General features: G+C 57.2%; 25 protein-coding genes and 7 pseudogenes. 24 read left to right on the forward strand and 8 right to left on the reverse strand.

Annotated elements, in window-relative coordinates:
- The first annotated feature begins 219 nt into the window (after nucleotides 1-219).
- The 3 genes and pseudogenes from C486_RS16310 (at nucleotide 220) to C486_RS16320 (ending at nucleotide 1,643) form a co-directional block, all read left to right on the forward strand.
- Nucleotides 220-711 carry a hypothetical protein gene (locus C486_RS16310; protein ID WP_008458035.1) on the forward strand — a complete coding sequence of 164 codons (492 nt, stop codon included), beginning with the start codon at nucleotides 220-222 and terminating at the stop codon, nucleotides 709-711.
- A gap of 2 nt (nucleotides 712-713) precedes the next feature.
- On the forward strand, nucleotides 714-1,079 hold the full coding sequence (locus tag C486_RS16315; RefSeq protein ID WP_008458037.1) for a DUF7568 family protein: 366 nt from the start codon (nucleotides 714-716) through the stop codon (nucleotides 1,077-1,079).
- A gap of 73 nt (nucleotides 1,080-1,152) precedes the next feature.
- Nucleotides 1,153-1,643, forward strand: a pseudogene (locus C486_RS16320) (DUF7567 family protein).
- 22 nt (nucleotides 1,644-1,665) lie between these two features.
- Here C486_RS16320 and C486_RS16325 read toward each other — a convergent pair.
- Nucleotides 1,666-2,529, reverse strand: a complete 864-nt coding sequence (locus C486_RS16325) for a hypothetical protein (RefSeq protein ID WP_241432523.1) — start codon at nucleotides 2,527-2,529, stop codon at nucleotides 1,666-1,668.
- A gap of 207 nt (nucleotides 2,530-2,736) precedes the next feature.
- Between C486_RS16325 and C486_RS16330 the strand changes: the two genes are divergently transcribed.
- A complete protein-coding gene (locus C486_RS16330; protein WP_008458043.1) occupies nucleotides 2,737-3,309 on the forward strand; it encodes a hypothetical protein in 573 nt (190 codons plus the stop codon).
- Nucleotides 3,310-3,390: 81 nt separating this feature from the next.
- On the opposite strand, the gene C486_RS16335 is transcribed toward C486_RS16330, so the two are convergent.
- A complete protein-coding gene (locus C486_RS16335; protein ID WP_206536979.1) occupies nucleotides 3,391-4,218 on the reverse strand; it encodes a CBS domain-containing protein in 828 nt (275 codons plus the stop codon).
- Between the two features lie 104 nt (nucleotides 4,219-4,322).
- On the opposite strand from C486_RS16335, the gene C486_RS16340 reads away from it, so the two are divergent.
- Nucleotides 4,323-4,601, forward strand: coding sequence for a hypothetical protein (locus C486_RS16340; protein WP_206536980.1), 279 nt, complete (start codon nucleotides 4,323-4,325; stop codon nucleotides 4,599-4,601).
- A 16-nt stretch (nucleotides 4,602-4,617) separates the two neighbouring features.
- Here the strand turns inward: C486_RS16340 and C486_RS16345 are convergent, their stop codons facing one another.
- Nucleotides 4,618-5,982: a restriction endonuclease gene (locus C486_RS16345; RefSeq protein WP_008458047.1), complete on the reverse strand. Its 1,365-nt coding sequence runs from the start codon at nucleotides 5,980-5,982 to the stop codon at nucleotides 4,618-4,620.
- 487 nt (nucleotides 5,983-6,469) lie between these two features.
- Here C486_RS16345 and C486_RS16350 point away from each other — a divergent pair, with 487 nt between their 5' ends.
- Together C486_RS16350 and C486_RS21400 are read left to right on the forward strand one after the other, a co-directional pair.
- Nucleotides 6,470-7,384 carry a hypothetical protein gene (locus tag C486_RS16350; RefSeq protein ID WP_008458049.1) on the forward strand — a complete coding sequence of 305 codons (915 nt, stop codon included), beginning with the start codon at nucleotides 6,470-6,472 and terminating at the stop codon, nucleotides 7,382-7,384.
- Between the two features lie 61 nt (nucleotides 7,385-7,445).
- Nucleotides 7,446-7,607: a hypothetical protein gene (locus C486_RS21400; protein WP_160164304.1), complete on the forward strand. Its 162-nt coding sequence runs from the start codon at nucleotides 7,446-7,448 to the stop codon at nucleotides 7,605-7,607.
- Nucleotides 7,608-7,690: 83 nt separating this feature from the next.
- On the opposite strand, the pseudogene C486_RS22865 reads toward C486_RS21400, so the two are convergent.
- The 3 genes and pseudogenes from C486_RS22865 to C486_RS16365 form a co-directional block, all read right to left on the reverse strand.
- Nucleotides 7,691-7,785: pseudogene (locus C486_RS22865) on the reverse strand (IS5/IS1182 family transposase); the annotation flags it as partial.
- Nucleotides 7,776-9,173: a DUF6498-containing protein gene (locus tag C486_RS16355; RefSeq protein ID WP_193787480.1), complete on the reverse strand. Its 1,398-nt coding sequence runs from the start codon at nucleotides 9,171-9,173 to the stop codon at nucleotides 7,776-7,778. The gene C486_RS16355 and the pseudogene C486_RS22865, both read right to left, overlap by 10 nt.
- 486 nt (nucleotides 9,174-9,659) lie before the next feature.
- Entirely contained in the window at nucleotides 9,660-11,153 is a 1,494-nt protein-coding gene (locus C486_RS16365) for a M23 family metallopeptidase (protein WP_008458055.1), read from the reverse strand.
- Between the two features lie 126 nt (nucleotides 11,154-11,279).
- On the opposite strand from C486_RS16365, the gene C486_RS16370 reads away from it, so the two are divergent.
- From C486_RS16370 to C486_RS22875, 7 genes are all read left to right on the forward strand, one after another.
- Nucleotides 11,280-12,182, forward strand: a complete 903-nt coding sequence (locus C486_RS16370) for a DUF7351 domain-containing protein (protein ID WP_008458057.1) — start codon at nucleotides 11,280-11,282, stop codon at nucleotides 12,180-12,182.
- Nucleotides 12,183-12,773: 591 nt separating this feature from the next.
- Entirely contained in the window at nucleotides 12,774-13,046 is a 273-nt protein-coding gene (locus tag C486_RS22870; RefSeq protein WP_394295338.1) for an HNH endonuclease signature motif containing protein, read from the forward strand.
- Nucleotides 12,979-13,596, forward strand: coding sequence for a DUF6166 domain-containing protein (locus C486_RS16375; RefSeq protein ID WP_008458059.1), 618 nt, complete (start codon nucleotides 12,979-12,981; stop codon nucleotides 13,594-13,596). Before C486_RS22870 ends, C486_RS16375 begins: the two co-directional genes overlap by 68 nt.
- Nucleotides 13,596-13,727: a hypothetical protein gene (locus C486_RS22615; RefSeq protein ID WP_008458061.1), complete on the forward strand. Its 132-nt coding sequence runs from the start codon at nucleotides 13,596-13,598 to the stop codon at nucleotides 13,725-13,727. Before C486_RS16375 ends, C486_RS22615 begins: the two co-directional genes overlap by 1 nt.
- Nucleotides 13,728-14,470: 743 nt before the next feature.
- Nucleotides 14,471-15,832, forward strand: a complete 1,362-nt coding sequence (locus tag C486_RS21140; RefSeq protein ID WP_152419188.1) for a restriction endonuclease — start codon at nucleotides 14,471-14,473, stop codon at nucleotides 15,830-15,832.
- A 306-nt stretch (nucleotides 15,833-16,138) separates the two neighbouring features.
- Nucleotides 16,139-16,327, forward strand: coding sequence for a hypothetical protein (locus C486_RS16385; RefSeq protein WP_152419189.1), 189 nt, complete (start codon nucleotides 16,139-16,141; stop codon nucleotides 16,325-16,327).
- A 190-nt stretch (nucleotides 16,328-16,517) separates the two neighbouring features.
- A complete protein-coding gene (locus C486_RS22875) occupies nucleotides 16,518-16,823 on the forward strand; it encodes a homing endonuclease associated repeat-containing protein (RefSeq protein WP_394295339.1) in 306 nt (101 codons plus the stop codon).
- On the opposite strand, the pseudogene C486_RS22880 reads toward C486_RS22875, so the two are convergent.
- Together C486_RS22880 and C486_RS16395 are read right to left on the reverse strand one after the other, a co-directional pair.
- A pseudogene (locus C486_RS22880) lies at nucleotides 16,732-16,920 on the reverse strand (hypothetical protein); the annotation flags it as partial. The gene C486_RS22875 and the pseudogene C486_RS22880 sit on opposite strands and share 92 nt — an antisense overlap.
- Nucleotides 16,921-16,950: 30 nt before the next feature.
- Nucleotides 16,951-17,648: pseudogene (locus tag C486_RS16395) on the reverse strand (IS6 family transposase).
- A gap of 132 nt (nucleotides 17,649-17,780) precedes the next feature.
- On the opposite strand from C486_RS16395, the gene C486_RS16400 reads away from it, so the two are divergent.
- The 10 genes and pseudogenes from C486_RS16400 to C486_RS20540 all read left to right on the forward strand — a co-directional run bounded on the left by C486_RS16400 (nucleotide 17,781) and on the right by C486_RS20540 (nucleotide 25,102).
- Nucleotides 17,781-18,482: a DUF7437 domain-containing protein gene (locus tag C486_RS16400; protein ID WP_193787478.1), complete on the forward strand. Its 702-nt coding sequence runs from the start codon at nucleotides 17,781-17,783 to the stop codon at nucleotides 18,480-18,482.
- A 9-nt stretch (nucleotides 18,483-18,491) separates the two neighbouring features.
- Nucleotides 18,492-19,022 carry a hypothetical protein gene (locus C486_RS16405; RefSeq protein WP_008458072.1) on the forward strand — a complete coding sequence of 177 codons (531 nt, stop codon included), beginning with the start codon at nucleotides 18,492-18,494 and terminating at the stop codon, nucleotides 19,020-19,022.
- A gap of 83 nt (nucleotides 19,023-19,105) precedes the next feature.
- Nucleotides 19,106-19,399, forward strand: coding sequence for a PadR family transcriptional regulator (locus C486_RS16410; protein ID WP_008458075.1), 294 nt, complete (start codon nucleotides 19,106-19,108; stop codon nucleotides 19,397-19,399).
- 189 nt (nucleotides 19,400-19,588) lie between these two features.
- Nucleotides 19,589-19,861, forward strand: coding sequence for a PadR family transcriptional regulator (locus C486_RS16415; RefSeq protein ID WP_008458077.1), 273 nt, complete (start codon nucleotides 19,589-19,591; stop codon nucleotides 19,859-19,861).
- A 1,131-nt stretch (nucleotides 19,862-20,992) separates the two neighbouring features.
- Nucleotides 20,993-21,889: pseudogene (locus C486_RS16425) on the forward strand (DNA-binding protein).
- Nucleotides 21,890-22,365: 476 nt separating this feature from the next.
- Nucleotides 22,366-22,503, forward strand: a complete 138-nt coding sequence (locus tag C486_RS22950) for a DUF7563 family protein (RefSeq protein ID WP_449289194.1) — start codon at nucleotides 22,366-22,368, stop codon at nucleotides 22,501-22,503.
- 84 nt (nucleotides 22,504-22,587) lie between these two features.
- A complete protein-coding gene (locus C486_RS20535; protein WP_083866054.1) occupies nucleotides 22,588-23,466 on the forward strand; it encodes a biosurfactant protein 1 in 879 nt (292 codons plus the stop codon).
- Between the two features lie 330 nt (nucleotides 23,467-23,796).
- A complete protein-coding gene (locus C486_RS16435) occupies nucleotides 23,797-24,048 on the forward strand; it encodes a hypothetical protein (protein WP_008458085.1) in 252 nt (83 codons plus the stop codon).
- A pseudogene (locus tag C486_RS22885) lies at nucleotides 24,045-24,511 on the forward strand (nucleic acid-binding protein). Before C486_RS16435 ends, C486_RS22885 begins: the two are co-directional and overlap by 4 nt.
- A gap of 91 nt (nucleotides 24,512-24,602) precedes the next feature.
- Nucleotides 24,603-25,102: pseudogene (locus C486_RS20540) on the forward strand (hypothetical protein).
- Nucleotides 25,103-25,104 lie beyond the last annotated feature (2 nt).

The raw sequence follows: 25,104 nt of genomic DNA on the forward strand, positions 1-25,104 counted from the left end.
AGTATATCCTAGCGATTGAACGCTACATTACGCCCCTCTCGAGTGTATGATTTGTTGAATATATTTTCTATACTGAACAGATCTACCACAACGTTCCGGATTTGAAACCTATTACATGAGAGAGTCTGAATTATCCGTTTCTTCAGTAGTCGTCTATCCGCACCAGCAAGAGAATGGCGCGCGTCGGTGACTGTACCGACGGGCGTTGGAGTGGTTCAGATGCATATAGTCATCTACGCGCTCGTCGAGACACCGACAAAAAACGAAGCACTGGCTGCGGGGAAAACGGTGTTCAATCGATTAGTCGGCGTTGAGCCGCATTCCTGCGCAGTATTCGACTATTTTGTGACCTTCGACGAGGAGGATACGTCCGTTGCGGGGAAGGCGCGATGGGGAGAGTTGCCGACTGCAGCCCCAGTCGACTCCGACGACGGCCAGGATCTCCTCGAGCGTGGCTGGGAGGCGACGAAGGAGGAGTTCGAGCGCAACCTCGAACGGGTGAAAGAGGCCATCGAGGAGCTCTCCAACGAGGGGATCATGCGCGACGAGGACCTCACGCGGCACGCCTTCCACCAGGTCGGTGCGTACGACGGCCCGACAATCTTCCTGTACACCGAACACGGCACCGGCATTCGCCACCGTGGACAGCTGGACCGACTCCTCGAGGAGAGTGAAGAGCTCTGGATCGTACCCGCTGACGTCCACTTCTGATAATGCCTCCCATCACCAATTGGCGACGCGAGAGCCGCTCGCCGACACTCGCGTATCGGAACACCGAGACCGGTGCGCGAGCCGTGCTGCATCGTGCGCCGGACTCCTACCGGTACAAGTGGCGCGGGGTGATTCTCGTCGACGGCTACCCGGTCTGGTCGCGGGGATACGAGACGAAGGATGCGACATCGTTCCGTGACGAGCTCCGGGAGCGGCCCGCACCGGACCTCAACTGCCCGGAGTGTCCGAACGACGACGTTCGCGTCGGCGAGAAGGCGGCAGACGGGGCGAAAGTCCAGCGGTGGTACGACTGCCCTAACTGTGGGTACGAAGCCCCCTCACGCATCGTCTACGGCGCCGAACGGTGAGTGAATGAGCGCTGGGTGCTGTTTTTCGGCCGGGCACGAGGTGGTGGCCCGGGACAACCGGGTTAGTCAACCAATGAGTCTCGAAGTACTTGACCGACACAGTGAGGCGCTGTTCGAGTTCCTCTGGTGCCCCGTCTGCGGGCAGGAAGTCTTCACTCACATCCCCTTCGAGGGGGTGTTCTGCAAGAACTGCAACACCCAGGTCGAACTCCAGGAATCCCGAGAGACACGCGGCTACGAGGNGTCTTCACTCACATCCCCTTCGAGGGGGTGTTCTGCAAGAACTGCAACACCCAGGTCGAACTCCAGGAATCCCGAGAGACACGCGGCTACGAGGAGGCCGTGCTCGCCTGCTTCGATACAAGCACGACCTGGAACCTCCACGTCGACGAGAAGCTACGTCGCGACCTGCCTGATGAGTCGGCCCGCGTGAAGATCCTCGGCGCACCGGGCGCCTACAAGGTCGACTGGTGGAGTCCAGAGCCCGGTGAGGACTGGAAACCTGTGGAGCGTGGAGAGTTCGACGATGTCGAGGAACCATCTGAGGTGTCGCACCTGGCGTAGAGCGCGCGTTAGGGCGGTGAATTTACGTCCGACACACGTCGCAGGACCCGCATCCACGAGGGATTCGCTCGTCGAAGTAGAGACGGCGCCACCGAGCAAACTGATCCGCATATGTGTCCTTGCTGTACGGGAATTGGTACAGATTGACCCCGTCCGGCAGGTCTGTGATTTCGGGCGCGTCTACACCGGGGAATCCGTTACGAAACACGAGATCTTCTGTTTTGGACACCAGCTCAGGGGCAACTGTGGATGGGTCCGAGGCCTTCAAGAAGTAGAGTGATGGGATGAACTCTTTCGGGTCGAAGAATCCGTTTGCGTGAAGAATCCACCCACAGAGCCACAGATACGCCTTCTCACTGGAGAAGAAGACTCCGTAGTGGTTGTCCGATTGCCGGCGTTTGTACACGAATACGGGGAGACCATAGCTGAAGCCGACCCGCGTTGGTTCTGCGTGGATATAGCAGTCCTCACGGTCGATATAGTGGACCAGCGGAGCTTGACACAGCTTCCCCGGGTGTTCACCAGTACCGATCTGCTCCCATAACTCCGAAACGGAGGCCACGTCCGCGCTTTCGTCCTCGAGAGTCGTATCATCGATTGCACGATGAACGGGCACAGCAGACTGAATCTCCTCGGGGAGATCGTCGCTGGATAGCTCCGCTGTCTCTCGGTCAGGGAGTGTCCGATAGAAGTGTTTATAGAAGCCCTCACGACGCCGCTTGTCAGCGAGCGTTTCGCACCGGGCGCAGTCTTCGATGAACATCGCTGGCACCACCCGGTCTGGATTCTCGGCGGCCTCCTCGTACAGACTACGCTGTCGTTCGGCCCGCCTGGCAATCTCATCCGGATCGGGGAGCGGTGAGCTCCTCTCAGACTCCGATGACATACGCATACCTTTGGGCTGGAACAGCATCAGTTTCCGAGCAAGGACCCCCTCCGACTGCCTTCTTGCGAATTTCGGAGTGCGTTTTTAACCGGGTTTAAGTTGTCCAGTAACAGCCATTCGTCGAGATCCCAGAGACCCCACTCGATTCAGGAGAGGTTGTTTCTGCGCCGGCGATGGGTGCCGGCGCACACGCGCCGGCGGTGATCGATGTCGACACGAAGTCAACTCCGATTCATCCAACGGAGCGAGTCCGCAGACGAACAGGCCGAAACCGACCGCATCGCACAAATCTACCGACACTCGGACGGCTATCCCGACAGCGTCCTCCGTGACCTTGTCCAGCTGAAGGAGTTGCTCGACGAGACACGAACAGAGCGTGGGCCTGCGTACGCCGCTGCCCAGTTCCTGTTCCTCGACACGCTCTCGACGATGACCCTCTACGTGGATGAAGGGCGTGACCGGAGCATCCACGCTGACCAACCCTCGGATCTCCTCGACCCGGACAATATGGGGCATCTCGACCAGCCGCTGTTCCTGCTGGGACACGGTGTCGAGAATCCGGCCGACGGCATCCACGGCGACGAAGAGTACCTCTACGTCGTCGAACTCCCGACCCGGAACCCGTTCGAGGACCCCTCCGAGTGGACCGTCAAGGTGAGTGGTCACTCTGCGTTCCCGCGCTGGGATGGGCCGACCGACGAGGCCTTCGAGCGGGCTAGCTGGCAGTTCGAGGGGGCGTTGACGGCCGCTCTCGACGAATGGCTCGCTAAACCTGCGTAGGAAATGGTCTGATCGGTACTTCTGGAATTCTCGAAGGCAGTGAGTCTTCGAGAATATTTCAGAGATTGTCCATAGTCACGTCTAGAGGGCGTCCAGACAGTCTGTTAGCGTCGTGTAGGTCTGTTCGACTTTCCCGATCGTTCTCCCCTTTCCCAACCCCTCGCCAGTGTGCTGGATTATCAATTGCGAGTGAGCAACGGAGTTTCGCAACTCGGTCAGATCGTCGAGCTGGCTCGACGCTCGGTGATCGCTCGAAAAGCCACATGCGTCCCAGCAGGCCTCGATATTGCTGATGATCGTCGCAAGCGTCGAGAACTGGGCGTAATGGATTTCATCGAGTTCGATGTTTGATCGGCGGGCGTCTGCGTGTCTCTCTTCGATATCTTCTACCACATTCGGATCGAGGGGTACACGTTCCTTCCAGTGGGGGGCCTCGTCAAGAATGAGCTCACGGAAGCGCTCTTCGAGTAATGTGATGCGATCGAAGAGGTGGATCATCGCGGGCGATGTGTTCAGATCGGCACGCGTTAGGATACCCGTCAGCCGATTCCGTCCGCCCAGAAAGTAAAAAGGCTCCTCGTAGAGTGCCGAGAGTACCTCATCGAACGTGGCGTCGGTACTGATGACCTCCTCGAGTGTTACTGGGTTCGTATGCGCTGCAACTTGATCGTCGGCCGCTACATCCTGCAGGTGTTCGAGTTCCACGTATCCGACAACTGTCTCACCGTCGATGACAGGTGCAACATCATATCCCTCCGAGTCAAGCCAGTCAGTGGTCGCATTGACCGTGGCATCCGGTGATTGTGACGCAATCGACCGCGTTGCGAGATTACCCGCGGTACAGACGTAGAGGTCTCGTCCCATTATCCCAGCCCCCGGCTTCACAGCGAATAATCCTTTGGCCAGCACAAGATATAAATAGAAGTAATTAATTAGTATGATTTGATGATCGTAGGGAATTTTTTGATGCGGGCGGATATCTCGACTACGGGGACGCGGCTCCGTTGCTGCCGGTGGAAGAGCTACAGGCGAGAGTTTACACCCACCGAGATGCGGAGTGTGCGCTCGGAGACGCACCATCCAATTCCGTGCTCGCTATCAGACCAACGGGGTTGGCGAGCAGCTACGCGTTGACTCAGCGGCCACTAACGGCAATCGAGGTCGCATCGCTGGATGACGGGCTTCGGAACCAGATCGGCGAAGCCGTCGATGTCAATCTGGCGCAGTTCGAACTCATCCAGGTTGGGAGAGCGACGACACCAGCACAGAACCGGAGTCTCGCGGAGTTTTGACGGCTACCGACGACATCTAGATCACCCCGAGTATGACGAAGAGGCCGATGACGAGCAGCAGCGTCGCGACCACGCTTCCCCCGGCCAGTATCTTGTTCTCCATCGCCTTCTCGTGGAGCGGCATGTCGGCGTACTCCTCGCGGAACGCCTCCAAGTTCTCCTCGTCGTAGAAGTACTTCGTCTTCAGCGCGAACCGTTCGGTGATTGCACAACCCGTACAGATCGGCTCACCTTCCAGCCGCTCCGTTTTGATGTGACTGGAGCAGGCGATGGCCCCGCAGTTCGGACAGTAGGTGTACGTCCTGTCGCCGCCGCTCATGTCACAGTGGACGCACCGATGGATGCCGTCCTTAGCGGTCACCCGTGACGGGCCTGCCACGTAGTACTCATAGGGGTAGGTGTACTCCTGGATGTCGGTGGTGTGCCGAACCTCGGGGAGGTACACTGGTTCGATCGACTGGACGGAGATATCCGAGCGGTTCGGCTCACAGGTTTTGTTGTACGTGACGTTGTTGTCGCCGGTGTAGGTCACCGTCGTCGTGTGGTGCTGCTGGAGGCGCTCGACGGCCCACTCCTTGTACTCCGTTTGGGTCTGCCCGAACCGGCGCTCCTCGACGTCGTCGAACACCTCTCCGAACTGCTCGGTGTCGAGGTCAACCGTCGCGTGGAGGTTCTCGGTGACCAGCGTCGCTACGTCCTCGTCGACGACCTGCGGCTGCCCGCGCTCGGCGTGGGCAACGAATTGCGTCCGGTCGTTGATCCGGTGAATGACGCCTACCGACGTCTCGAAGACAGCGTTCGTGTCCGCGGTGACCGCGACCACCGGGCGGAACGACACCGACGAATGCGGTTCTGGAAGGTCGGCGGCTTCGATGTTTTCGATGTCGCGGAACGCCTCCGCGACGGCCGCGTCGACGTCGGCGGCCGGGTCGTACGGGCGGAGCGTCTCGTCGCAGAGAATCTCGATGCGCCCGTTATAGAGGTCGAGGCCGATCTCGTCGGCGATCTCCCGGAGGTCCTCGCCGTCGAGCAGCTCGATTGGGTGTGGGTCGTCGTTCTGCTGGAGGCGGTTTGCGTACTCCTGAGCCGGGTTCGTGAACCGGCCGGTCGTGACGACCATTCCGCGTTTGGGGCCGTCGAAGTCGAACGTCGCGATCGCCGAGTGGAGCTTCTGGACGACTGGCCGCCCGACCGTCCCCGTGTGCTTGCACTCGACGATGATCGCGCGCCGCCTGCCGTCGACGATCTCCTCCATGATGACGTCGCGACCCTCGTCAGCCGTGCGGTCGGCCTGGCGGACGTTCTCGTAGCCGAGGTTGCGGAACACGTCCTCAATCACGTCCTCGAACTCGAACCCCGAGAGATCGTCCAGTACAGCCATCCTCAATTATGTGGACAGTACGTTGCAACTGCCAAATACGTTGNAGAGATCGTCCAGTACAGCCATCCTCAATTATGTGGACAGTACGTTGCAACTGCCAAATACGTTGCCGAACGCTACGCCGTCCTGTTTGTCGCTCCCTGAAGAGTGCGGGAGTCACCGAACCGACGTACGCTGACGTGTACAATTACGACACCGATCTCGACGGACACGCTGAGACTATCTCATGATCGCGTTTTCGAATGTGGCGCCGAAAAATCGTGTGCAATGGCACCAATTCTTGTGAAGTTTACCTCTCAAAATATTCAACCGAATTGCACTCTTCGGTGTGTGATGCCGCTTCCTTGTGACGCAAGGCCCTCTCCGTGCACCATCACGGGATACCTATACAGCCAGCAAGCCCGGCCGAGGACCGTCTCCACAGCGAAGTATCGCTGAACGACACATCCACTGAGGTGCCCTCAACGCGCCTCACCTCCATCCACGCATGCCGCCCACGATTGTCCTGATCCTGATCGCCGTCTTAGTGGTTATCGTACTGGCCCACGGATACCGCACGCTGACTGCGTTGCTCGTTCTTCGGTCTCTCCCGTCAGGCGATGCCGACACGCCGTCATCAATCGTCGACGGTGGGTCAGTTGCCCTTACGGGAGAGTTGACGGTCGAAGAACCGGTTGAAACAGCTGCCGCGGCCGTAGAAGACGCTGACCGGCCTGTTGGTACATATCTTTGGCAGAGTCGGTTCTCGGACAACTCCAACAGTGACCTCACAATCGAAGACTGGGGGTGGAAGCGCCAGCATTGGCACACGTTCGCCTCAGGCATCGAATGGGGTCGGTTCGGTGTTGACGCTGGGAGTCAGACGGTTCGTATCGATCCGTCGTGGCTCCGAACCGCACTTGACGCCGAACGACTGGAGGAGTTGGAAATCGGCGGCATCAACAAGCATGACCGGCTATCCGTGTATCTCTGGGACTCGTGGTACACTTATCTCCGGAATCGCATTGAGCATCGATCCTTCCGACGGTTTGCAGGATACGTGCAGCGACACAACAATGAGATTGATTTGAATCGCTATCTGCTGGAGGCGCGTCCGCTGCTGGAAGGTGACGAAGTGAGCGTTAGCGGTGAGATACAGGTTGAGCAGGGTGAACCGGTTCTCCGCGGGACCGACGACGTGCCGCTGTTGCTTTCCGACAAAGGATTCGACGGGCACCGACGCTGGCTCAAACGACGAGTGCTGCGGAAAGCGGCGTTCATAACTGGGTTGCTTGTCGTCGCCGTGAGTCTCTGGTTCGAAGTCTACATTCCGCTGGGGGTACTGATCGTCAGCTGGCTCCTCTATGGGGCCTACAACTTTGTACAAGATGCCGGAACCCTTCTGGAGTGGATACGGAGCTAACACGCTATCGTGGATATAGAAACTGTACCAACACAGAGAGACAATCAGGGAAGCCACCGATATGAACTGGCGAATCGCTCTCGGTGGATTCGTGCTCAGCGCGGGATTCATCGGCGGATGGGTCGAGTTCGGTACTGTCGGTGGTGCACTCTTCTCAAGCCTTCTTCTTGCTGGGCTGTTCTTGGCAGACTGGATGATCGACAGGTTCGTCTATGGGATTTGACCTGCTCCGACGGCTCACCGGGAACCTACTTGCGGATTCACTGGTTCTTGTAACTGCTGTGTCATATGGGTTCAGAGTCGCGGTTACAGCGGTTCACACAGCGATTCTATGTTGATAATGGCGAACATCAAAACGATCTCACGGACTGCCGATACCAGCTGAGCGCTCTCACGGCGTCGTCGGGAGCGCCCACTGCCACGCCGATCGGAGGGTGACAACACCGAATGGGCCACCGAACCCGGCGGCGACCGCCCCAACGGAGGGGGCGGAGTAGGCGAGCCCGGCGACGGCGGCGACACCACAGGCTCCGACCACGGCTATCACTGCGGCGACGCGCCGATCGAGCGGGCCGAACGCCGTCGTCTCGACGGGGAGTTCGAACGCCTCGACGGCCTGGTCGTACTCTCGGAGGTGTGCGACGCTGTAGTCGTACTCGCCCGCAAACGTGGTGATCGAGAACGTTCGGGTGTCGCAGGCGCGGTCGACGAGCTCTCCTTCACACAGCTCGGCGTCCCGGATGTCGTCGATGGGGGTCGCCCACTGGACTGTTTTGGTGAGGTCGTCGTACGCGACTACCGTATCGTCGCGGCGCTGGTACGTCAGCGTGCCGTGGGTGAGAGCGTATTCGATGGCTTTCAGCCCGCCGATGCCGGCTGGTAGGAGGCTGAAACAGACCACCGCGGCGGTGAGCGCCCTTACCGACCCGGCGGTGAGCCCGACCCACGCGAAGAGATATACTGGCCCGCTGCTGACTGCGGCCGTCGCGCCCTGCCAGAGCGCGGTGGCCCGAACAGCACGCCGGCCCGGACGGACCTCGGCTGCCGGTGGCGCGTCCGGAGCCGCCATCGGCGGGAGCGTTCCTTCTCCCTCCTCTGGGTCGAACGCCACCCCGCTGCGGTAGCCGCGCCACTCCGCGAACAACTTCACCGCGACGAACGCGACCAGCGCGCCGGCCGGGCCGCCGCCGATCGCGACTATGAGTGCCACCACGGCCAGCGTGCCTTCAGTCGTCGCGCTCGCGACGACATCTCGGGGCGTGCTCATTTCGTAGCGTCGCGTCCGGAAGTACTCGCGCTCGATGACGCCGATCTGGGAAACGATGAGGAAGACGATGCTCGCCGCCACGCTTGGGTCGGTGAGCGTTGCCGGCACGTCGACGAACCGGCCCAACACGAAGAGGAACGCCCCGGCGAGCGAGACGGCAGCCCCGAACGCCCGCAAGGCAAACGGGACGTTCCGAGGGTAGATCGGGGGGAGCGCGTCGATGATCGCGACGCTCCCGCGCCGGCGGTTGAGGTCGCTCGGGCCGACGGAGACTCCGCCTGACTCGTCGGACTTGAGCGGGTTGTCCTCGTTGGGACGCTCTAGCTCGTCGTAGTTCGGCGGGCGGCGCGCGAACAGAGCCTTCACCCCAGCAAACGGGACGGTGACGACCAGTTCCATCGCGTAGACGACCGCGAACGTCTGTGCGCTCCACCCGAGGTGGAACACGCCGACCAGCGGGACGACGTTTGTCGCGATTGTCACCAGAAACACGGTAGACGAATCGTTTGATGGTGGCTCCATCGATTTATTATTCATTGAGATAAGCCTCCTTACCCGTTTATCCTCTGTTTTAGAGCCTCTGTGACGAAGCAGTCGTCCACGTGGAGACGAATCAATCGCCCTCAGCTCCCTTGTCGCGTGTATCCCCAGTAGAAGAACAGCGAGATGAACAGGAGAGACAGAACTCCCGTGAACAAACTTGAGATGAAGTTTGATAGAGATAGGAATGCTGTAGCGTCTGCTATTGAGTAAGCGATCCAAGCAACGGATGCGACCAGCACAAACAGTAGTTTCGACCGTGGGAGAGTCTCACGAGAGTAGCCGCGTATGCCAAGCACAATCATCACGATCCCGAAAGCTACCATTACGAAGTGGAATTCGGGACTCTCGATCCAACTCAGCATGTGTCCGCACCTCGATCTATTTTCGTATACGTTGAGGAGATCTTCTGGGGAGATACATCACCGTGTCGGCTCAGAAGATGACGAATCTAATAAATAGTCGTTCTCATTTATCATCTACCCCACTAATAACTTGGAACAGGTCTCGCCGCCCGTATTCCCACACCGCGATGTAGAACAGGAACCCAGTCACGAACATTCCCGTTCCGATCCCAGATGAATCAAGTGTCGTAAGTATATCCTGGGCGGCAAAGGCACCGACCAACGCCGACGCCACGCCGACACCACAAACTGTTCCGAGGGCCCCGAGACGAACTCGGGTACCGTCCACGAGGTTTTGCCCGGCCTGATACACTAGTCCAAGACCGGCTAGTCCTGCGAGCGCGAGTGCAATCGTCTGTAACGACGGCACGACAAGCCCCCCGAGTACGGTGACGAAGCCACCGATGGAGACACCCGTAGCGACCCGGCCAAGCGTCCTGACGCGACTGAGCCCCGAGAAAGCCGTCACCTCGGACGGACTAGCTGTGCCCTCGGTTTGATGGGGCTTACCGTCAGTAGTGTGTGATACCCGCTGGCCGACGTGAATGTAGCTGCCAGACCCATCCGGTTCCGTCCAGCCAGTCTCTTCGACGATATCTACCTCCGGCGTGTCCACGTCAACGCCGTCGAACCGGACTGGTAATCCCGCCGAGATCTCGAACGTCGGGTGATCCTGGAGCTGGAAGTGGAGGTGTGGCTCTGCAGAGTTCCCCGAATTCCCACACCGGCCGATCTGCTCGCCGCGCGTCACGCGATCCCCGGGTTTGACCTCGATACTGCCCGGAACAAGGTGAACCAGATTGCTATACTCGTCTTCCGCGTGCCGGATCGTGACGGCGTTCCCGGTCACACTCCGTTTGAGCGGATGCGACCATCCACCGGCTCGCCCGAGCTCCGGGTCATCGTCGTGAACATCGAATACGACACCGTCGGCCGGTGCGAGGACCGGTTGGTCGTAGCAGTAGTAGTTCTCGATGCTCGTATCCGTACCTGCTGGACGGCTGCGCCCCTCTTCGTCTGTGATCACGAAGTCGTAGGCGTAGCGCTGGGTCGCCGGAAACCACGAGTGGGAGTACTCTTTGATCGAACTCCCGTTCACGACTGTCCACGTCCCCTCAACGGGCAGTCGATAGTTCGTGGCCTGGTCGTACGTTTCTGGGTCGGGAAGCGAACCACCGTGTCTCCCGATAGCGACGAGACTCCCCAGCAGTTGCATCGCGTCCTGGCGAAACAGGAGTGGATTGAAAACCGACAGTGGGATACCGAGCAGAAACGCGACGTGCCCTCGCCATCCATTATCCATTTCGAGCCAGTCTCGCGGCCCCTCGTCATCGGTACCGACTCCGAGCGATTGCTTGGTGTCGCCGAGCAGCATCGACACGAACGGCCAGAGTGTGAAAAACCAGAACAGGTGGAACAACTTGAGTATCTCAAGCTGGGAGAACAGATTCCCAAGGATTCCGATTAACCCGAGCAGCGTCAGGGAAAACGGACTGATCGACTGGATCCGCTCGCGGAGACGCGAACCCAGCGACGGTGATGAAGCTTGATTCGACATCCGTAGGTACTGCGTAAGAAATGGGTATTCAGGTGTGTAAGCATTCTGTGAGCCCAACTTCACAAGAACAATTCACACACGTCGCGGAGGGGAGCACTCAATGGCCCCACCGTTCAACGAGTCTGTATGACGACCAGTGAACACGGGGGAGCGGCGTCAGAGGAGGCGTTCGCGTTGCTCGGCCACAAAATCAGACTCGACATTCTGCGCGCGTTTTTCGAACGATACTCGCCAGTGGATCCGGATTCACGGTCGGACGTACGGGAGCAGCGCACGCTTTCGTACGCCGAACTGATGGCAGCAACGGATATGGAAGACAGCGGGAAGTTTAACTACCACCTCGATAAGCTGCGCGGCGTCTATATTGAGGAGATAGCGGAAGGATACGTTCCGACGGCGAGCGCTATCGCGCTCTACGAGGCAGTCATTGCGAACCGCCCAACAGAGTCGATACCGACCGACTTCGATATTGAGGAGTCCTGTCCGAACTGCGGGTCCAGGCTCCGAGGGAAGTACGAACAGGAGTTTCTCACCGTCGAATGCCCCGCGTGTGACCTGTTCTGGGGAGCTACATACCGGTTTCCGAAAAACGGGCTCGCTGTCCGCGAGGGCGAGGGGATCTACAAAGCACTCTACGACCGGATGATGCACCACGTCGGACTGGCTCGCACGGGGCAATGCCCGTCGTGTGCTGGCATCACCAGCGTTACTGTGCCGCGGGAGCGGCTCGATGAGGACTCGACACCGACTGCGGAGCTGACCTGTGAGACGTGCTCGTGGTTCATTACTGTCGATATCGTCAGTGCACTCCAGTTCGAACCACAGGTGACGAAGGCGTTGATCGAACTTGGTGTTCCGCTCAGTAAGTCGAGTAGCATGCGAGCGACGGAGCAAGTGCTCCCTGACGTAACCGGTTGGGTCAGCTCCGACGATCCGCTCTATGCCACAATCAGCATCACGTATGACGACGCTGTCGCTGAGATTACTGTTAGTGACGAACTCAAAATCTGTTCTGCTGCCGTTGAATAACCGGCTTGGTGGCCGTCTGTCAATCCAGTTGCAACTCCGGAATTATTAGAAAGTTACCGAGACAGCTCTATTAAAACGCTCGTCGGCTAATAAGTTCTGATGGAGGATATCGGTAAGTTGATCCTCTGAATTCAGCACGGCTCGCAGAACTATTCTACGAACGGATAGAAACATTCGTAGTACGTTGGTAGTAATCGAGCAGTTTCCGGCTTCCTGTAGGCTATTTATCGGGCTGAAATTCAAGTACGATCTCGGGTCGATAGCGTTTATTGCCCCCGAGGGGGGTGCGGGGGATTCACTCTCCGTCACCGATCCATGACCGAATCAGAGCACCCTTGGCGAGACGAATCGCTCCTCTACAAACTCTACTGGGAACAGGAGTTGAGCACGGTCAAGATCGCGGACGAACTGGGATGTACACAACAGACGGTCTCAAAGTGGATACAGAAGTTCGACATCCCTTGTCGGGACGCACGCGAGGCGGCTCCGAACCGACGACAGCATCCCGCCGTGTTCACCGACCGTGGCTATGTCATCTGTGCGACGAACTATCGTGGGACGACAGATTCCGTCGGAATCCACCGGCTCGTAATGTTAGCAGAACGCGGGTTCGACGCTGTCGCGAACAAGCACGTCCATCATAAAAATGGCGTCCGGTGGGACAACAGGCCAGAGAATCTCGAACTACTCAGTCGCTCCGAACACGCCGAACGACACGGCTTCGGGTCGAGATCAAGCCTACTGACCACGAGTGGGACGTCTCTGATCGCGAGCGGGACGAACGGGGGCGATTCAAATGACGACGGCGTACGGCGGCCGGCGTCGACGAGGAGAGCTCGTTGTCACTCGCCTTCCAGAAGATGAGGAACTCACCCCCGACCGCAGTCCCAATATCGTCAATCACAGCCCGAACGGCTTCGAGATCGGGTATCGGGGCAGTGGGCCCGCCCACCTCGCGTGCGCGCTCCTACTCGACTACTATGAGGATGAGCAGTTCGCCCGTGAGCACTACATCGCGTTCCGGAATCAGGTGGTCTCGCAGCTGGAGTGCAATGGGGCCGCGGCGTGCTGGCACCTCACCGGTGAAGAGATCGACGCCGCGATGGCGACCCTTACCGACGACGTCGTTGCGCTCCCCGACGGTGGACGGCCGTCACCGACGCTCCCCGAGAACTGGCGAACCGTCTCTCGCCCGGACCAGCGGGTCTTCCAGCGCGCTGATCGCGACCACTACATCGTACTCGGGGATGGAAGCGACGAGTGGCTGGTCGTGCTCTGCAGCCAAGGCGACCGTGCATATCCTACCCCGCTCGCACATCGAACGGTTGCCAAGGAGGCTAACGTGGAACGGGTAATCCGGGAACTCGCAGAGGAGAGCAACGATCTCATCGAACCTCCGGAGGGGGAGCACTGATGGAGACGCTTCGACTGGCGCGAGCCACCCATCAGCTCCTTGAACGTGGTGTCGAGGCGCTCGAGAAAATCGGGCGCGAACTGGAGCGATACAACGACCGACAGGAGCGCACCGACGACACCGACTCGTGACCCAAGCACAGTAACCGTCAGAATTACCAGACTGTTCTGGTAATCAAATAGCAATCTAATATGGAGATCCCCACGGACCGTTCCGAATACCTACCCGATTTTCCTTTCAAAGCGACACGGGCTATCCTCGTCATTCTTGGAGTATGTCTACTCGTCTATTCAGTTCCTGTCACAGGAGCGTTCGACCAAGTCGATCCTGTAACGCGTTCAACGACAGTGCCGCTAGAGTATACTACTACAGGTGGTGAAACGGAGTACGGGGCTTTCGATATCCAAATCACGACTCCAACAACTGGCATTGCCACAAACGGAAGCGTCCGGATACGGATGCAGACCGGTTGGGGGAATCCATATGCCAACACAGAGAGGCCACCAAGGGCGCCACTTGAGGTTGCCGTTGTCGCCGCACCTACATCTTGGCGGCCCGAACGGGCGGCTAGAGAGGGGACAGTCCTCTTTGCGAACCGTCCACATACGACCAAGGAGAATATGCCACGTTCGAACGGGTTCTAGACTTGCCAGCGTCAATCGCACCGAACGGGATTGGACCTACGGAGGCGACGTTATACTATTACGCGGCGTCAAATGCTGGAACTACTCGTTTTGAAACACTTCGGACCTACACCGTCTATCGACCATTCTGGGAACGCCCACGGGCATGGGGATTGTTCGCAGCAATAGTTCTCTTAGGTACAACACTACCGACGTTCAGCCAGCCGGTTCGTAATCGTCTCGCTGAACCGGTGAAACGCTACGCTGATCGACAATGGCGCCAAGATCTTTGTTCGAGAGCACAGACGCTCGACGACAAGTTCGACATAAATGCTTCAGCCGAGGAAGAATCACCGGTTGTACAGTCTATTCAAACAGCCCCACGTGAGAATCTCCAGGATTGGAGCCAACGGCTTGAACAGTTCGCAGTATTGAAGCAGACGCTCTCGAGATTATCCTTCGAGGAGTTACCGGTTGCAAGAACAGAGGTTCAGTCACTCGCAGCCCAGACGTGGACTGACAACGATACCGCAACCGCGAACGATCTAAATGACGTGCTTACGGGGGTTGACAGTGGCTTTGAAGTTAGAATTCGTGGCCAAAGATATGATGGAGCCAAGCTGCTTGACCAACCCCTTGCTAACTTTCCATCCTCGAAAGACGACCAGCTTGAACAGGCTGCTGCAGATATTAATCGATTCGAGGAAGCACGAACAACCGTCGAACTATGGAGTCAGCCCAGTAGTAGTCCGCCAGACTCGGGGAAAAGTAAGCTGGCTGTTCGTGTCGATAGCCAAGTGGTTGAGCCAACAGCGCTCTGGGAACGTCTTGATACCATCTTGACTGTAGGAACTCTCGAACAATTCTGCGAGCAAGCAAAGGCCGTTGAAGGTTTCGCAGCCCAGACCGAACCACTTCGAAGCAACAGTGGGTCGTCTCATCCCTTATCAGCTGGCCAAGCCCAGGCGACAACTATCGAGAACGCCCGTAATGCGGTTCAGGAAGGAGATTCAGATGGCACCGAGAAGGCGATGGTGAAGGCCGAAGCGTGGGTCGCCGAGCAAGAATTGGCAGAGATGTTCACAACTACTGACCTGACGCACAGTTCTATCGATCCGACTGAGGTGCAGAATCGTCTCGACCAAGCCCGCGCTACTGACGACTACACTCACATCAAATCAATCAGAGATGAAGTAATGGCTCAACTTGACTCGACGTGGCAGCCATCGGATCTGCTTTCGTTAACGCCAACGCAGTTTGAAGAGGTTCTGGGGCAGCTCTATCAAAAGAAAGGATACGACGTCCAAGTTACACAGCAATCGGGAGATCGAGGAATTGACGCTATTGCACGCAACGGCCAGCGAACAATCGCTATTCAGGCCAAACGCTACGATCCTAATGGAGCCGGGAACGTGTCTGGTCCAGAGGTTCGAAATGCGATTGGCGCGACAGTACAAGAAGGCGCAGATGTCTGCGTTGTCGCAACATCGTCTGGATTTACGCAGGACGCTAGGCGGGCTGCTATGGAAACAAAGGGTGTAGAGGTACAGCTACTGTCTGGACGTAATGTAATACAAAAACTCTCAGAGAGTCAAATTCCAAATCCGACGTAATTTCTCTCTTTTTGGGAAGATGAAAGTATCTGATCGAGCCTATTGTCGCATATTCTATAGTAACAGCTGGAAGGTGACAGCGACGACGAGTCACAAGGTTCGTTAGCCGGCGCGCGAGCGCTTGCGAGTATCGAGCGCATCAGCGACGACCTGCACAAGAAAGTCGAGCAGTTCGGAGAACGCGAGAGCGCGCTTCGCGAACGGTTTTAAGACGCGATGGCTTGATGCCGCGACGGTGACGTAGTAGTCTGTTCTGTCTTTCTCGCCCTTGAGAGGCGGAGGGCTACAGAGATGGAATAGTCCACAATCAGCGACGGGAGTGACGACGAATTGCCACCTGAGAAGCGTCTTGAAGCATCGAATTACCGATTGGTCAAGGCAGGGATCGCGACGATCCCGGATATGGAAATCCTCCAAGAGTGCGTTGCCTACGAGAACGCCCACCAGAATCGAACGCAGATTCTGCGCCGGCTCAAGTGGAAGGGCGAAGAGTAAGCTCTGTTCTTAACCAACACATTCCGCGTTATTTCTCCTATTGTTGGTTAATCTGCTGTGCCTCGGTTTTTCGGGCCCCTGAAAGGGTGTGGAGCAGCCAGCATCGATAGGATGACGCATCGCAGACCTTAGAACGGACATTCAAATACCGAACCGGGACCAAACTGAGTGACTCAACTACTCAGAAATCATGGGCAAGAAGCTGTACTCAGATGATGAACTCCTCAACCGACTCCAGAAGTTCGCTGAGAAACTCGGTCGTCCCCCTTCGCAGAGTGAGATGGACGATTCAGGACCTCATGCTTCGAAGACGTACGGAAATCGGTTTGAGTCGTGGAATAACGCACTGTTGCGGAGAGTCCCAGCGTCGCCGAGTTCGGATACTCGAGAACGCGAGAGTGGACGTCACCCGTATAGCGGTGACACTCATCAGCAACGAGGAGGTGGTCATCAGTATTCGCGTCGCGAAGCGACGTCTCGAGGTAGTCGTCTTTGACCGCCGAGTTAACGATGCTGACAAGGATCCGGCAGTCCTCATGCGAGTCTTTATGTCCATCACCGGCCCAGCCTATATCCGAGAGCGGAGCGTTCAACTTATCGACAAACTCCCGAAGCCGGCACTGCTAGATTGAACCCTTCTGTGTGAGTGCTTCGACTGGCGGTTGATTGTCGAGTGCTTGATGACTGCGGTGGTGGTTGTAGTAGGCGGTGTAGGCAGTCAGCCAGCGCTCGGCGCTGGCTGACTGCCGTTCCATGTTTCGTGGAACCGTTCGATTCGCATCGTATAGGTCTGAAAGAGCTTTTCAATGATGTTGCGGTCAGTGTAGTTGAGATCGCCACTGAGATTAGTTCGGGCAAGGGCAGTCAAGTAGCCCATCCCATCAACGAGAAACTCCGCGTCTGCGACGCGGTGTTTCTCTTTCAGCTCCTCTAAGAACTGTTCAGCGGGATCTCGGCCCCTGTGCTTCGAAAGTCGTGCATGGAGCACGACTTTCGAATCGACATCAATCGCAGCGTAGAGCCACGCTTTCTCTTCGTTCCCGAGTTGAATCTGTTTCTCATCGACCGCAACACGGTCCGGTTCTGCTGTGACGTCTTGCTCGTAATACTCAGCGTAGGCTTGGTACCAGTGCTGGATCGTGGCTCGGCGTCGTTCGACGCCGAACCACTCACAGAGGTCTCGACACTCTGCTAACGAGGCCGCTCCAGCATGGACAGCGCACGCCAGCCTGATCAGCCAGGCTGGCGTGCGCGTCCGATCACTATCCAAAAATTCCACATCAGACGAACCCGTTACATCAACGTGGAGTTCTTCGAACAGCATGTTCCCACTTCCCTCGAAGAACTCCGCTCAGTTCAACCTCAATCTAGCAGTGCCGTTCTTTGGAAGAGTCTGTGGTGCTGCCAAACAGCCGCCGGTAGTCTGAAGTACATGGACTTCGAACAAGTGATTATGACTGCTGACGATCGAATTCGTCCTGACGGCGTGATCGATGCGTTGGATCCGCCACCAACAGACATCATGGATGAGGAAACGCTCGAGCCAAAGGCGCTGGCCCAGAATGCGCCGAAGCTCGAGATAGTGATGCAGCTGCTCAACCAGCCAGCACTCGCCCGTGTGTACGTGTATGTCTGCTACTGGGGGCCGGTTTCACCGCCGGAGATCATGGACGCTCTCGAGCTCTCAAAATCGACGGCCTATGAATACGTCGACCGGCTGGTTGACTTTGGGCTCGTTGATCGAGATGAATCGACGCGTCCGCAGCAGCTGACTGCTGAGCCCCTCATCATTGTCGAGCAGTACGCGCCGATCGTGATCACACCAACAGTCCTGCATGCGCTTGCACTACAGGAGGTTGACGACGATATCGACTACTTCTTGGACCGTTACGGAACTGGAAAACTCATCGCTGCACTAAGGGGTTCAGGGCTCCATTTCGCGGGGAAGACGACCCAGCGGATGGTCGCCACCGATATCGATGTTCGAGAGACTGAGGCGATGATGATCATCTATGCGCTCCAGCCTGCACTCGCTGTTGGGAGAGAACACGACCCGTTCTTCGAGTATCTGTTTCCCGATGTCGCCGACCAGATGGAACTTCCTGATCTCGACGGTGCAGATGGTGCCCCAGCGAAGTCAGAGCCGCACGAGTGAGTCTGTTCGATGGGTCACGCAAATCCACTATCGGCTGAGAAGGATGTCCTTGTCGATGCGAACATCTTCTTCGCGATCGGTCACCCTACTAACCCACAATACGCACGATTCCGGAGTGCTGTCCGTAACGCGGGCGTTGTGGTGAAACTTCCACAGCGTGTTATCGGGGAACTCGGCGGCTCAGATACAGAGCGCGTACGGACAGCCATTGACGAGGGATGGGCTGAAATCATCGATTCACCAGCACCAACAGATGGAGACGCTGTCGCAGCCAGCGACATCGCCATGCGCACTATTGCTGCTGAAACCGACCAGACTGAGCATGAGGTCGAAAAAACAGATGCGATCCTTGCAGGGCTAGTCATCCAATACGTCAGAGACCGCTCAACACGCGGTGTGATCGTCCTCACTGATGATCAGCCTGCCAGAGAGGGTATTAAAAATGCCGTCACTGCACAGGGGTATACCGATGCAATCTCTGTCTACGGATTAGCGGACATCATTGGCGATGACCCAGGCGACTCGATGCGATTAATCTGAGTCGATCCAGTCGTCTCGTGCGTTCTGTACCACCTCCTAATCTCGGAAGGTTCATTACTCAATACATATACATACATTCAAACATGTACGATCTCACCAAATTCCAGCGTGACATCTTATACGTAATCGCCGGCCAAGACGAGCCACACGGCCTCGCGGTCCAAGATGAACTTGAGGAGTACTATGAGAACGAGATCCACCACGGGCGACTGTATCCGAATCTCGACGAGGTCGTCGACAAAGGGCTCGTCGAGAAAGGCAAGGTCGATCGTCGGACGAACTCCTACACGATCACAGCGCGTGGGCAACGCGAACTCGAGGCCCGGCGTGAGTGGGAAAATCAGTACGTCGATGACCTACTCTCGAGTTCGGAGTAAGACGGTTACGACCGCTGATCGTGCATACTGAGTCGAATCCCTCGAGTGTCGTTCCATTACGATCACAGTCTCTGGATGTCGTGAATGGAACGAGAGTCAGCTAGTGGTATAAAGAACTGACTAGTTGGATCTGCTTACATCTACGTACGGGTGGAATAACAAATATCGTCTCGCCTGAATGTCAGGGCCATGGACGACCTCACAGGATTCCAACGAGACCTGCTGTACGTGATCGCGGGCGCTGACCAGCCATCTGGACAGGACGTCAAAGACGAGATCGAGCAGTACTACAGTTCAGAGATCAATCATGGTCGGCTATACCCGAATCTTGATACAGTCGTGAATAAGGATCTTGTCGAGAAAGGACAACTCGACAGGCGCACAAACTATTACGCGATTACAGACGAAGGAGAGCAAGCAATTGAGGACCGGCGTGAGTGGGTATTACAGTACATCGACTGATCGAGATCGGAGTCGATCTAGATTCTTGCTTTGCTCCCTGAATCGGTAAGTACAGTTCGCTCATGCACCGTTTTCAGTAAACAGCTTATGCCAAATCGTATCAAAGACGACAAAGCCTACGAAGATTGCGAGAATGTGTAGGAGAAAGTCAATAACAAGGTGCGTTATGGTGGTGATTTCGCCAGTATAGATGTTGAAGAGAGCGATTACGACCGAAGCGACCACTGCCATCGGGAGATGGGTAGAGACCAAGTCATGGATTTCCATAATTAAATTCGTGTGTTTTCGATCAAATAGATAGCGGTCATCGATACTACTCAGCATCCTATTTCGGTCAATACGCATCTGTAGTGTGCGGATGGGTCACTGAAACAGCTGTGAAGGAGTAGGTCTCGGTAAGTGGCTTGCAACCATCGTTTTTGATAACAGGGAGAAAGCCCCTAGCACGCTCGAGTCCCGCGCCTGGCGAGACGCACGCGTCTCGCTGCCCGTCGCTCGTTTCACTTGCGAAGACCTCGCTGCGCTCCTCACAGGTTCCGGTGCTTGCGTCGGCGGGGTTCCTCGAGCGCGCCAGCCCCTTTTGATCCCACCCACGTGGACTGATCGGGCTGCTGTTGTGTTGGTTGTCCGCTCTTGATATTCGGCCCGCCCCGCTCGCCGCGTGCTGCCCTCCGCGTCGCTCGCAACCGACCATTCCGGGCTGCGGTTCGCTCCTGACGTCGCTCACCGTTCCGGGCTACAGTGAATCTGGTCTCGACGCCAGCATTAAGCGCGTTTTCGGTTGCGCCCCTCGCGGGCTTTCGCGTTCCAGCGCTTGGTGCCGCCTGCGCTGTCGCGCGCCACACTGCGGCGCGCGTTCTCGACGACAGTCGCGCTGGACACGGACCCGCAGTCCGGGCCGGACACGAGAAACGCCTTAAAGCTGGCCGCTCGCTTCGGGCAGGTCGCCGCGCGGTGCTGGTTGGGACACCGCATTCAGGCGCGCTCTCGCTCGCGCCCAAATGGGCGCTCACGAAGGCGCGAGCGAGAGCGCGCAGATGGATCTAGTCGGTCGGTGTCGTCGAAAAACCGCGATGTCACAGCATCGCGGTGGCGGGCGCGTGAACGCCTTCGGAATCGAGGTAGATTCCAATGTCTAGTAACAACTCGAGTAGCAAGGTCGTTACGGTCGATGAACAGGCACTCAAACAGGCGGACAAGCAGGCGGTCTATGAAGACGGCTTCCCGGTCGTCGACGAGACGCTGGAATTCGAGGCAGCAGTCGAGCAAGCGGTCCAAGCAAAGGTGGATGCGAACCACCCAGACGGGATCGTCGACACGAGCGGTGACCGGATTCACGGTGCCACCCTCGAGCAGGAAGAGCGGATTCGAGCACGAGAGGATGAACTCGAGCGAATCAGTGCCCAAGCCGAGATAGGAACACAAGAGGGCCGTGCAAAGCGGACGCGAACGATCGCTGCGGACCAGAACAAAGCGCGGCGTCTCGAGTTCCAGAAACGGGCGGCAAGCGTGGATCCGATGGCGGACCCGGAACGAGCAGATCCCCGGACAGAACTTACTCAAGAGCAGTTGGTGGCCGTGAATAAGCAGTCGATGCGACTCGCGAAGCAGTTGGATGGCTGGTCTCGAGCGGCGATCAGCCGGCGGTTGAGTGAAGCCGTCGTCGGTGGGCAAGACCTGACGAGTGCGGTCGTCAACGTGTTCGAAGAGTTGCAGACGGCGCCTGGACACGTGATCCCAATTGGGAAACTCGAGGAGGTCTCTCGGAAGGAGGTGAGCATCGAAGGGCGTGTCGAAACCCTGTGGGATCCCTCGCACTCGAGCATCGCACAGGTCGGGCTCATCGCAGACGACAGTGGACAGACGCGTGTGACCATCTGGAAGTCATAAGACGCGCCGTGGATTGAGGAAGGCAAGCAGGTGCGGATTCATAAGGCTGCTCGGAACTGGCACGAAGGCCGTGTCTCACTGGCCGTAACCGGCTGGACGACGATTAACTTCCCCGAGCGCGGCCGCTGGTGGGAATAGCCGGGGGAAGCCCCCTTTTTGCTGGTGTGAACGCAGTCACCGCCACCTCCCACCACCTCCACGGTCCGGGCTGCTTACGGCCGATGGCCGTTGTGCTGCCGGGCTTTCGCCACCGCATGAATCTGTTTCATGACGCTGCCATCTCCTGGTGAGTTTCTGTGCCCTACAAGTGGGTGAAGGGTAGTCAGAACTGTTCATTGCCCTTCATGAACACCATGGCTTTCAGAGAGATTTACGAGACAACATTCGACGAAGACGTCCAGCCCGCCTCGAGTGCCAGTCAGTGTCCCAAGTGCAACGGACGGGTGACCACCAACGCAGTCGAAACTCGTTGTGAAGACTGTGGATTCCTTATCGAACCGCAACAATACCAGGCCCAGAAAAGAGTCAATTCCACTTAAATAGAATGCCATTGAGAAAAACTACACAAGTATTGGAATAAGATATTTGCTGGAGTAACAACATAGATTTGGATAATGACAGAATGTGATGGTTGTGGCTCACATGTCACCGAGAACTATTTTCGGGTTTTCGCCGTTGATGGTGATCTGCCAGCGTGTATCCATTGTGCCAGCAACCGTGAAGCTCGAGAAGCAGGACTCCGCCAGCAATAGCGTCTCAGTGGTATCATTTCTAGATCTACTCTCCCGAACTGGGACCTGATCAAGACGTGAGACAACACGATCCATCACCAACCAATGACTGACCGAGATTCTGACTTTGAAGAGCTTCGTCCGACCGGCGAAGCGTCGCATATCCCAGACGAGACACTCAGCGAAGATGATGACGGCGAACCTGATCGACAGCGGATGGCGACGGCTGGATATCCGGACACTCCAACGGAAACAGACTCCGAGTGTCGCTCCTGTGGCGCACCGATCCCAGCTGACCGGACCAAATGCCTGTTCTGTCTCACCAACCATATCGAGAACTCCTCTTCTGAGACAGACAGATCAGCAACAGAGTGGACACTCCTCGGCGTCGTCCACATGCTTGTTGAGTCGTCGACGTTCTACGGCGCCGTCGCGAAAGGCGGGGCCGCTGCGATGCTCCTTGCCTCGAGTGCGACCGAACAGGCTGTCGACAACTGCACGATCATCTACGATCTCGAGGACGAGCCTGCAGCCCAATTGACCGATCGGTGGCCCGTGCTTCCTGCTGCAGCACAGATTACGTCCACTGGCGGTGAGCAGCTTTTCGCAGCGGCCCATGATCGAACAGCGTGGACTGACCAATCAGCGGTGGGTAGCGACTGCGAACCAACAACCTATCTCTACGACGAGGGTGGATCCGGCATTCGCGATGAGCAGCGACTTGCGACGGTGCTCGACAATGTCGGTGATGATGCGTGGCTAGTTCCTGCAATTGCCCTCCAGCAGGCACCTCAAGAACGTGAACCTGAGCATCAAGATAGTGGCATTCCGACCAAAGAACGCCTCGAGTGTCACCAGTGCGGACGCACAACCGATCATCGATTCAGCGGTCATGAATCGGTTCCCGACGAAACCTGGACCGGCCACGCAATCCGGGAGTGCCAGGTCTGCGGGACGCCGCGCTATGGGCCGAGCCCAGAATGACTTGTCCGCGTCAGGGCTTAACCAACAGACGGCGATGGTGCAGCGTGGCTGTTGGTTAACAGAACGGTCGCCCGTGCTATCGTGTCATGTTTGTCTGCGCCGCGATCGGCTGAGGCGCATTCAATGGATCCACGCAACACACCAGGATACAGACTGCATCGTGCACTCAGTCAACTCAACCATCTCGAGGGCGATCAACTGACTGACACAGATAGAGAACGAATCGAGACAGCAACGGCGCTCTTGGAGGAAGTGAGCCATCTCACTCGCTCCCCCATCATTCTAGGCTCTCCATAGACGTTTAAGTCATCCCGAGCCGATTGTGTAGACATGGCCACCGATCTCACCGAACGTGTCCAAGAGATCGCAGAAGCACGAGATGTCGCCGAGTCGGAGATCCTTGAACAGGCTCTGGAACGCGGTGTCGAAGATCTCTGGATCGATCTGGTTCTCTCGCGGTATGTCAACGACGAAATCGATCGGGGAACGGCAATTGACCTCGTTGGGCGAGATCGCGTCAAGCGTGCAGAGCGCGAACTCCAGGTAGTTGAAGACGATGTTCAGTGGGGTCTGAGTGCGTGATCGTCGCGGTCGCTGATACAGGCCCACTCATTCATCTCGACGAAATCGGTGCGATTGACGTGCTGTCAGCAGTCGATGGATTGCTCATCTCTCAGACCGTGTACGAGGAACTCGAGGCAGGTACAGTTCCTCCTGCACTCAGCAATCTCGAGTACGAACTCGTCGAGGCTGATCAGACTGAACTCACAGTGAATCTGAACCTCGATCCCGGTGAAACTGCCGCTCTCGCGGTTGCGTCTGCCGCTCAGCTGTTCTGTTGACTGATGATCTTGAAGCTCGAGATGCTGCTAACGATCTCAGTATCGAAGTGCATGGTTCAATCGGTGTTATCGTTCTCGCGTATCATCGTGACCAACTTACGAAATCAAAAGCAGCCGAGCTAATGCGGACACTACAAACAGAAACAAGCCTATTTATTACGGATTCAGTGGTTGAACAAGGAGTTTCGCTGCTTGAAAACTAATCTTGATTTTATGCGCCGGTAACGGGTGCCGGCGCACTGGGTAAGACCAAGCGAACACTGACCAGAGCGTCGGCGCAGTGAGGTATCCGAGATGCATATGTTAATTTACGCACTGGTAGAGGCATCGACAGCAGAAGAAGCACTGTCAACCGGAAAGACCGTGTTTGACCGACTGGTCGGGCGGAGCCGAATTCTTGTGCAGCGTTCGACTACTACGTCACCTTCGACGAAGAGGACACGACAGTGTCTGGAAAAGCACGGTGGGGCGACCTACCGACAGCTGCACCCGTTACGTCCGACGAAGGTGAAGAACTCCTCGAGCGGGCCTGGGAGACCACAACGGAAACGTTCCAACGCAATCTGAATCGGGTGAAGCAAGCACTCGAGGAACGCAGCGACGATGAGATCATGCGCGATGAGGGCCTCGCTCGGCACGCCTTCCAACAGGTCAGTGCCTCCCGTGGCCCGTCGATCTGCCTGTATGATCAGCACGCGACTGGTATCCGCCATCGCAGACACCTCGATCGCCTCCTCGAGGAGACTGACGAGCGCGAGACGTGCTGGATCGTGCCGGCAGACGTCCATTTCTGAGT

The organism is Natrinema gari JCM 14663 (genome assembly GCF_000337175.1).
In the GTDB taxonomy this organism is placed as follows: domain Archaea; phylum Halobacteriota; class Halobacteria; order Halobacteriales; family Natrialbaceae; genus Natrinema; species Natrinema gari.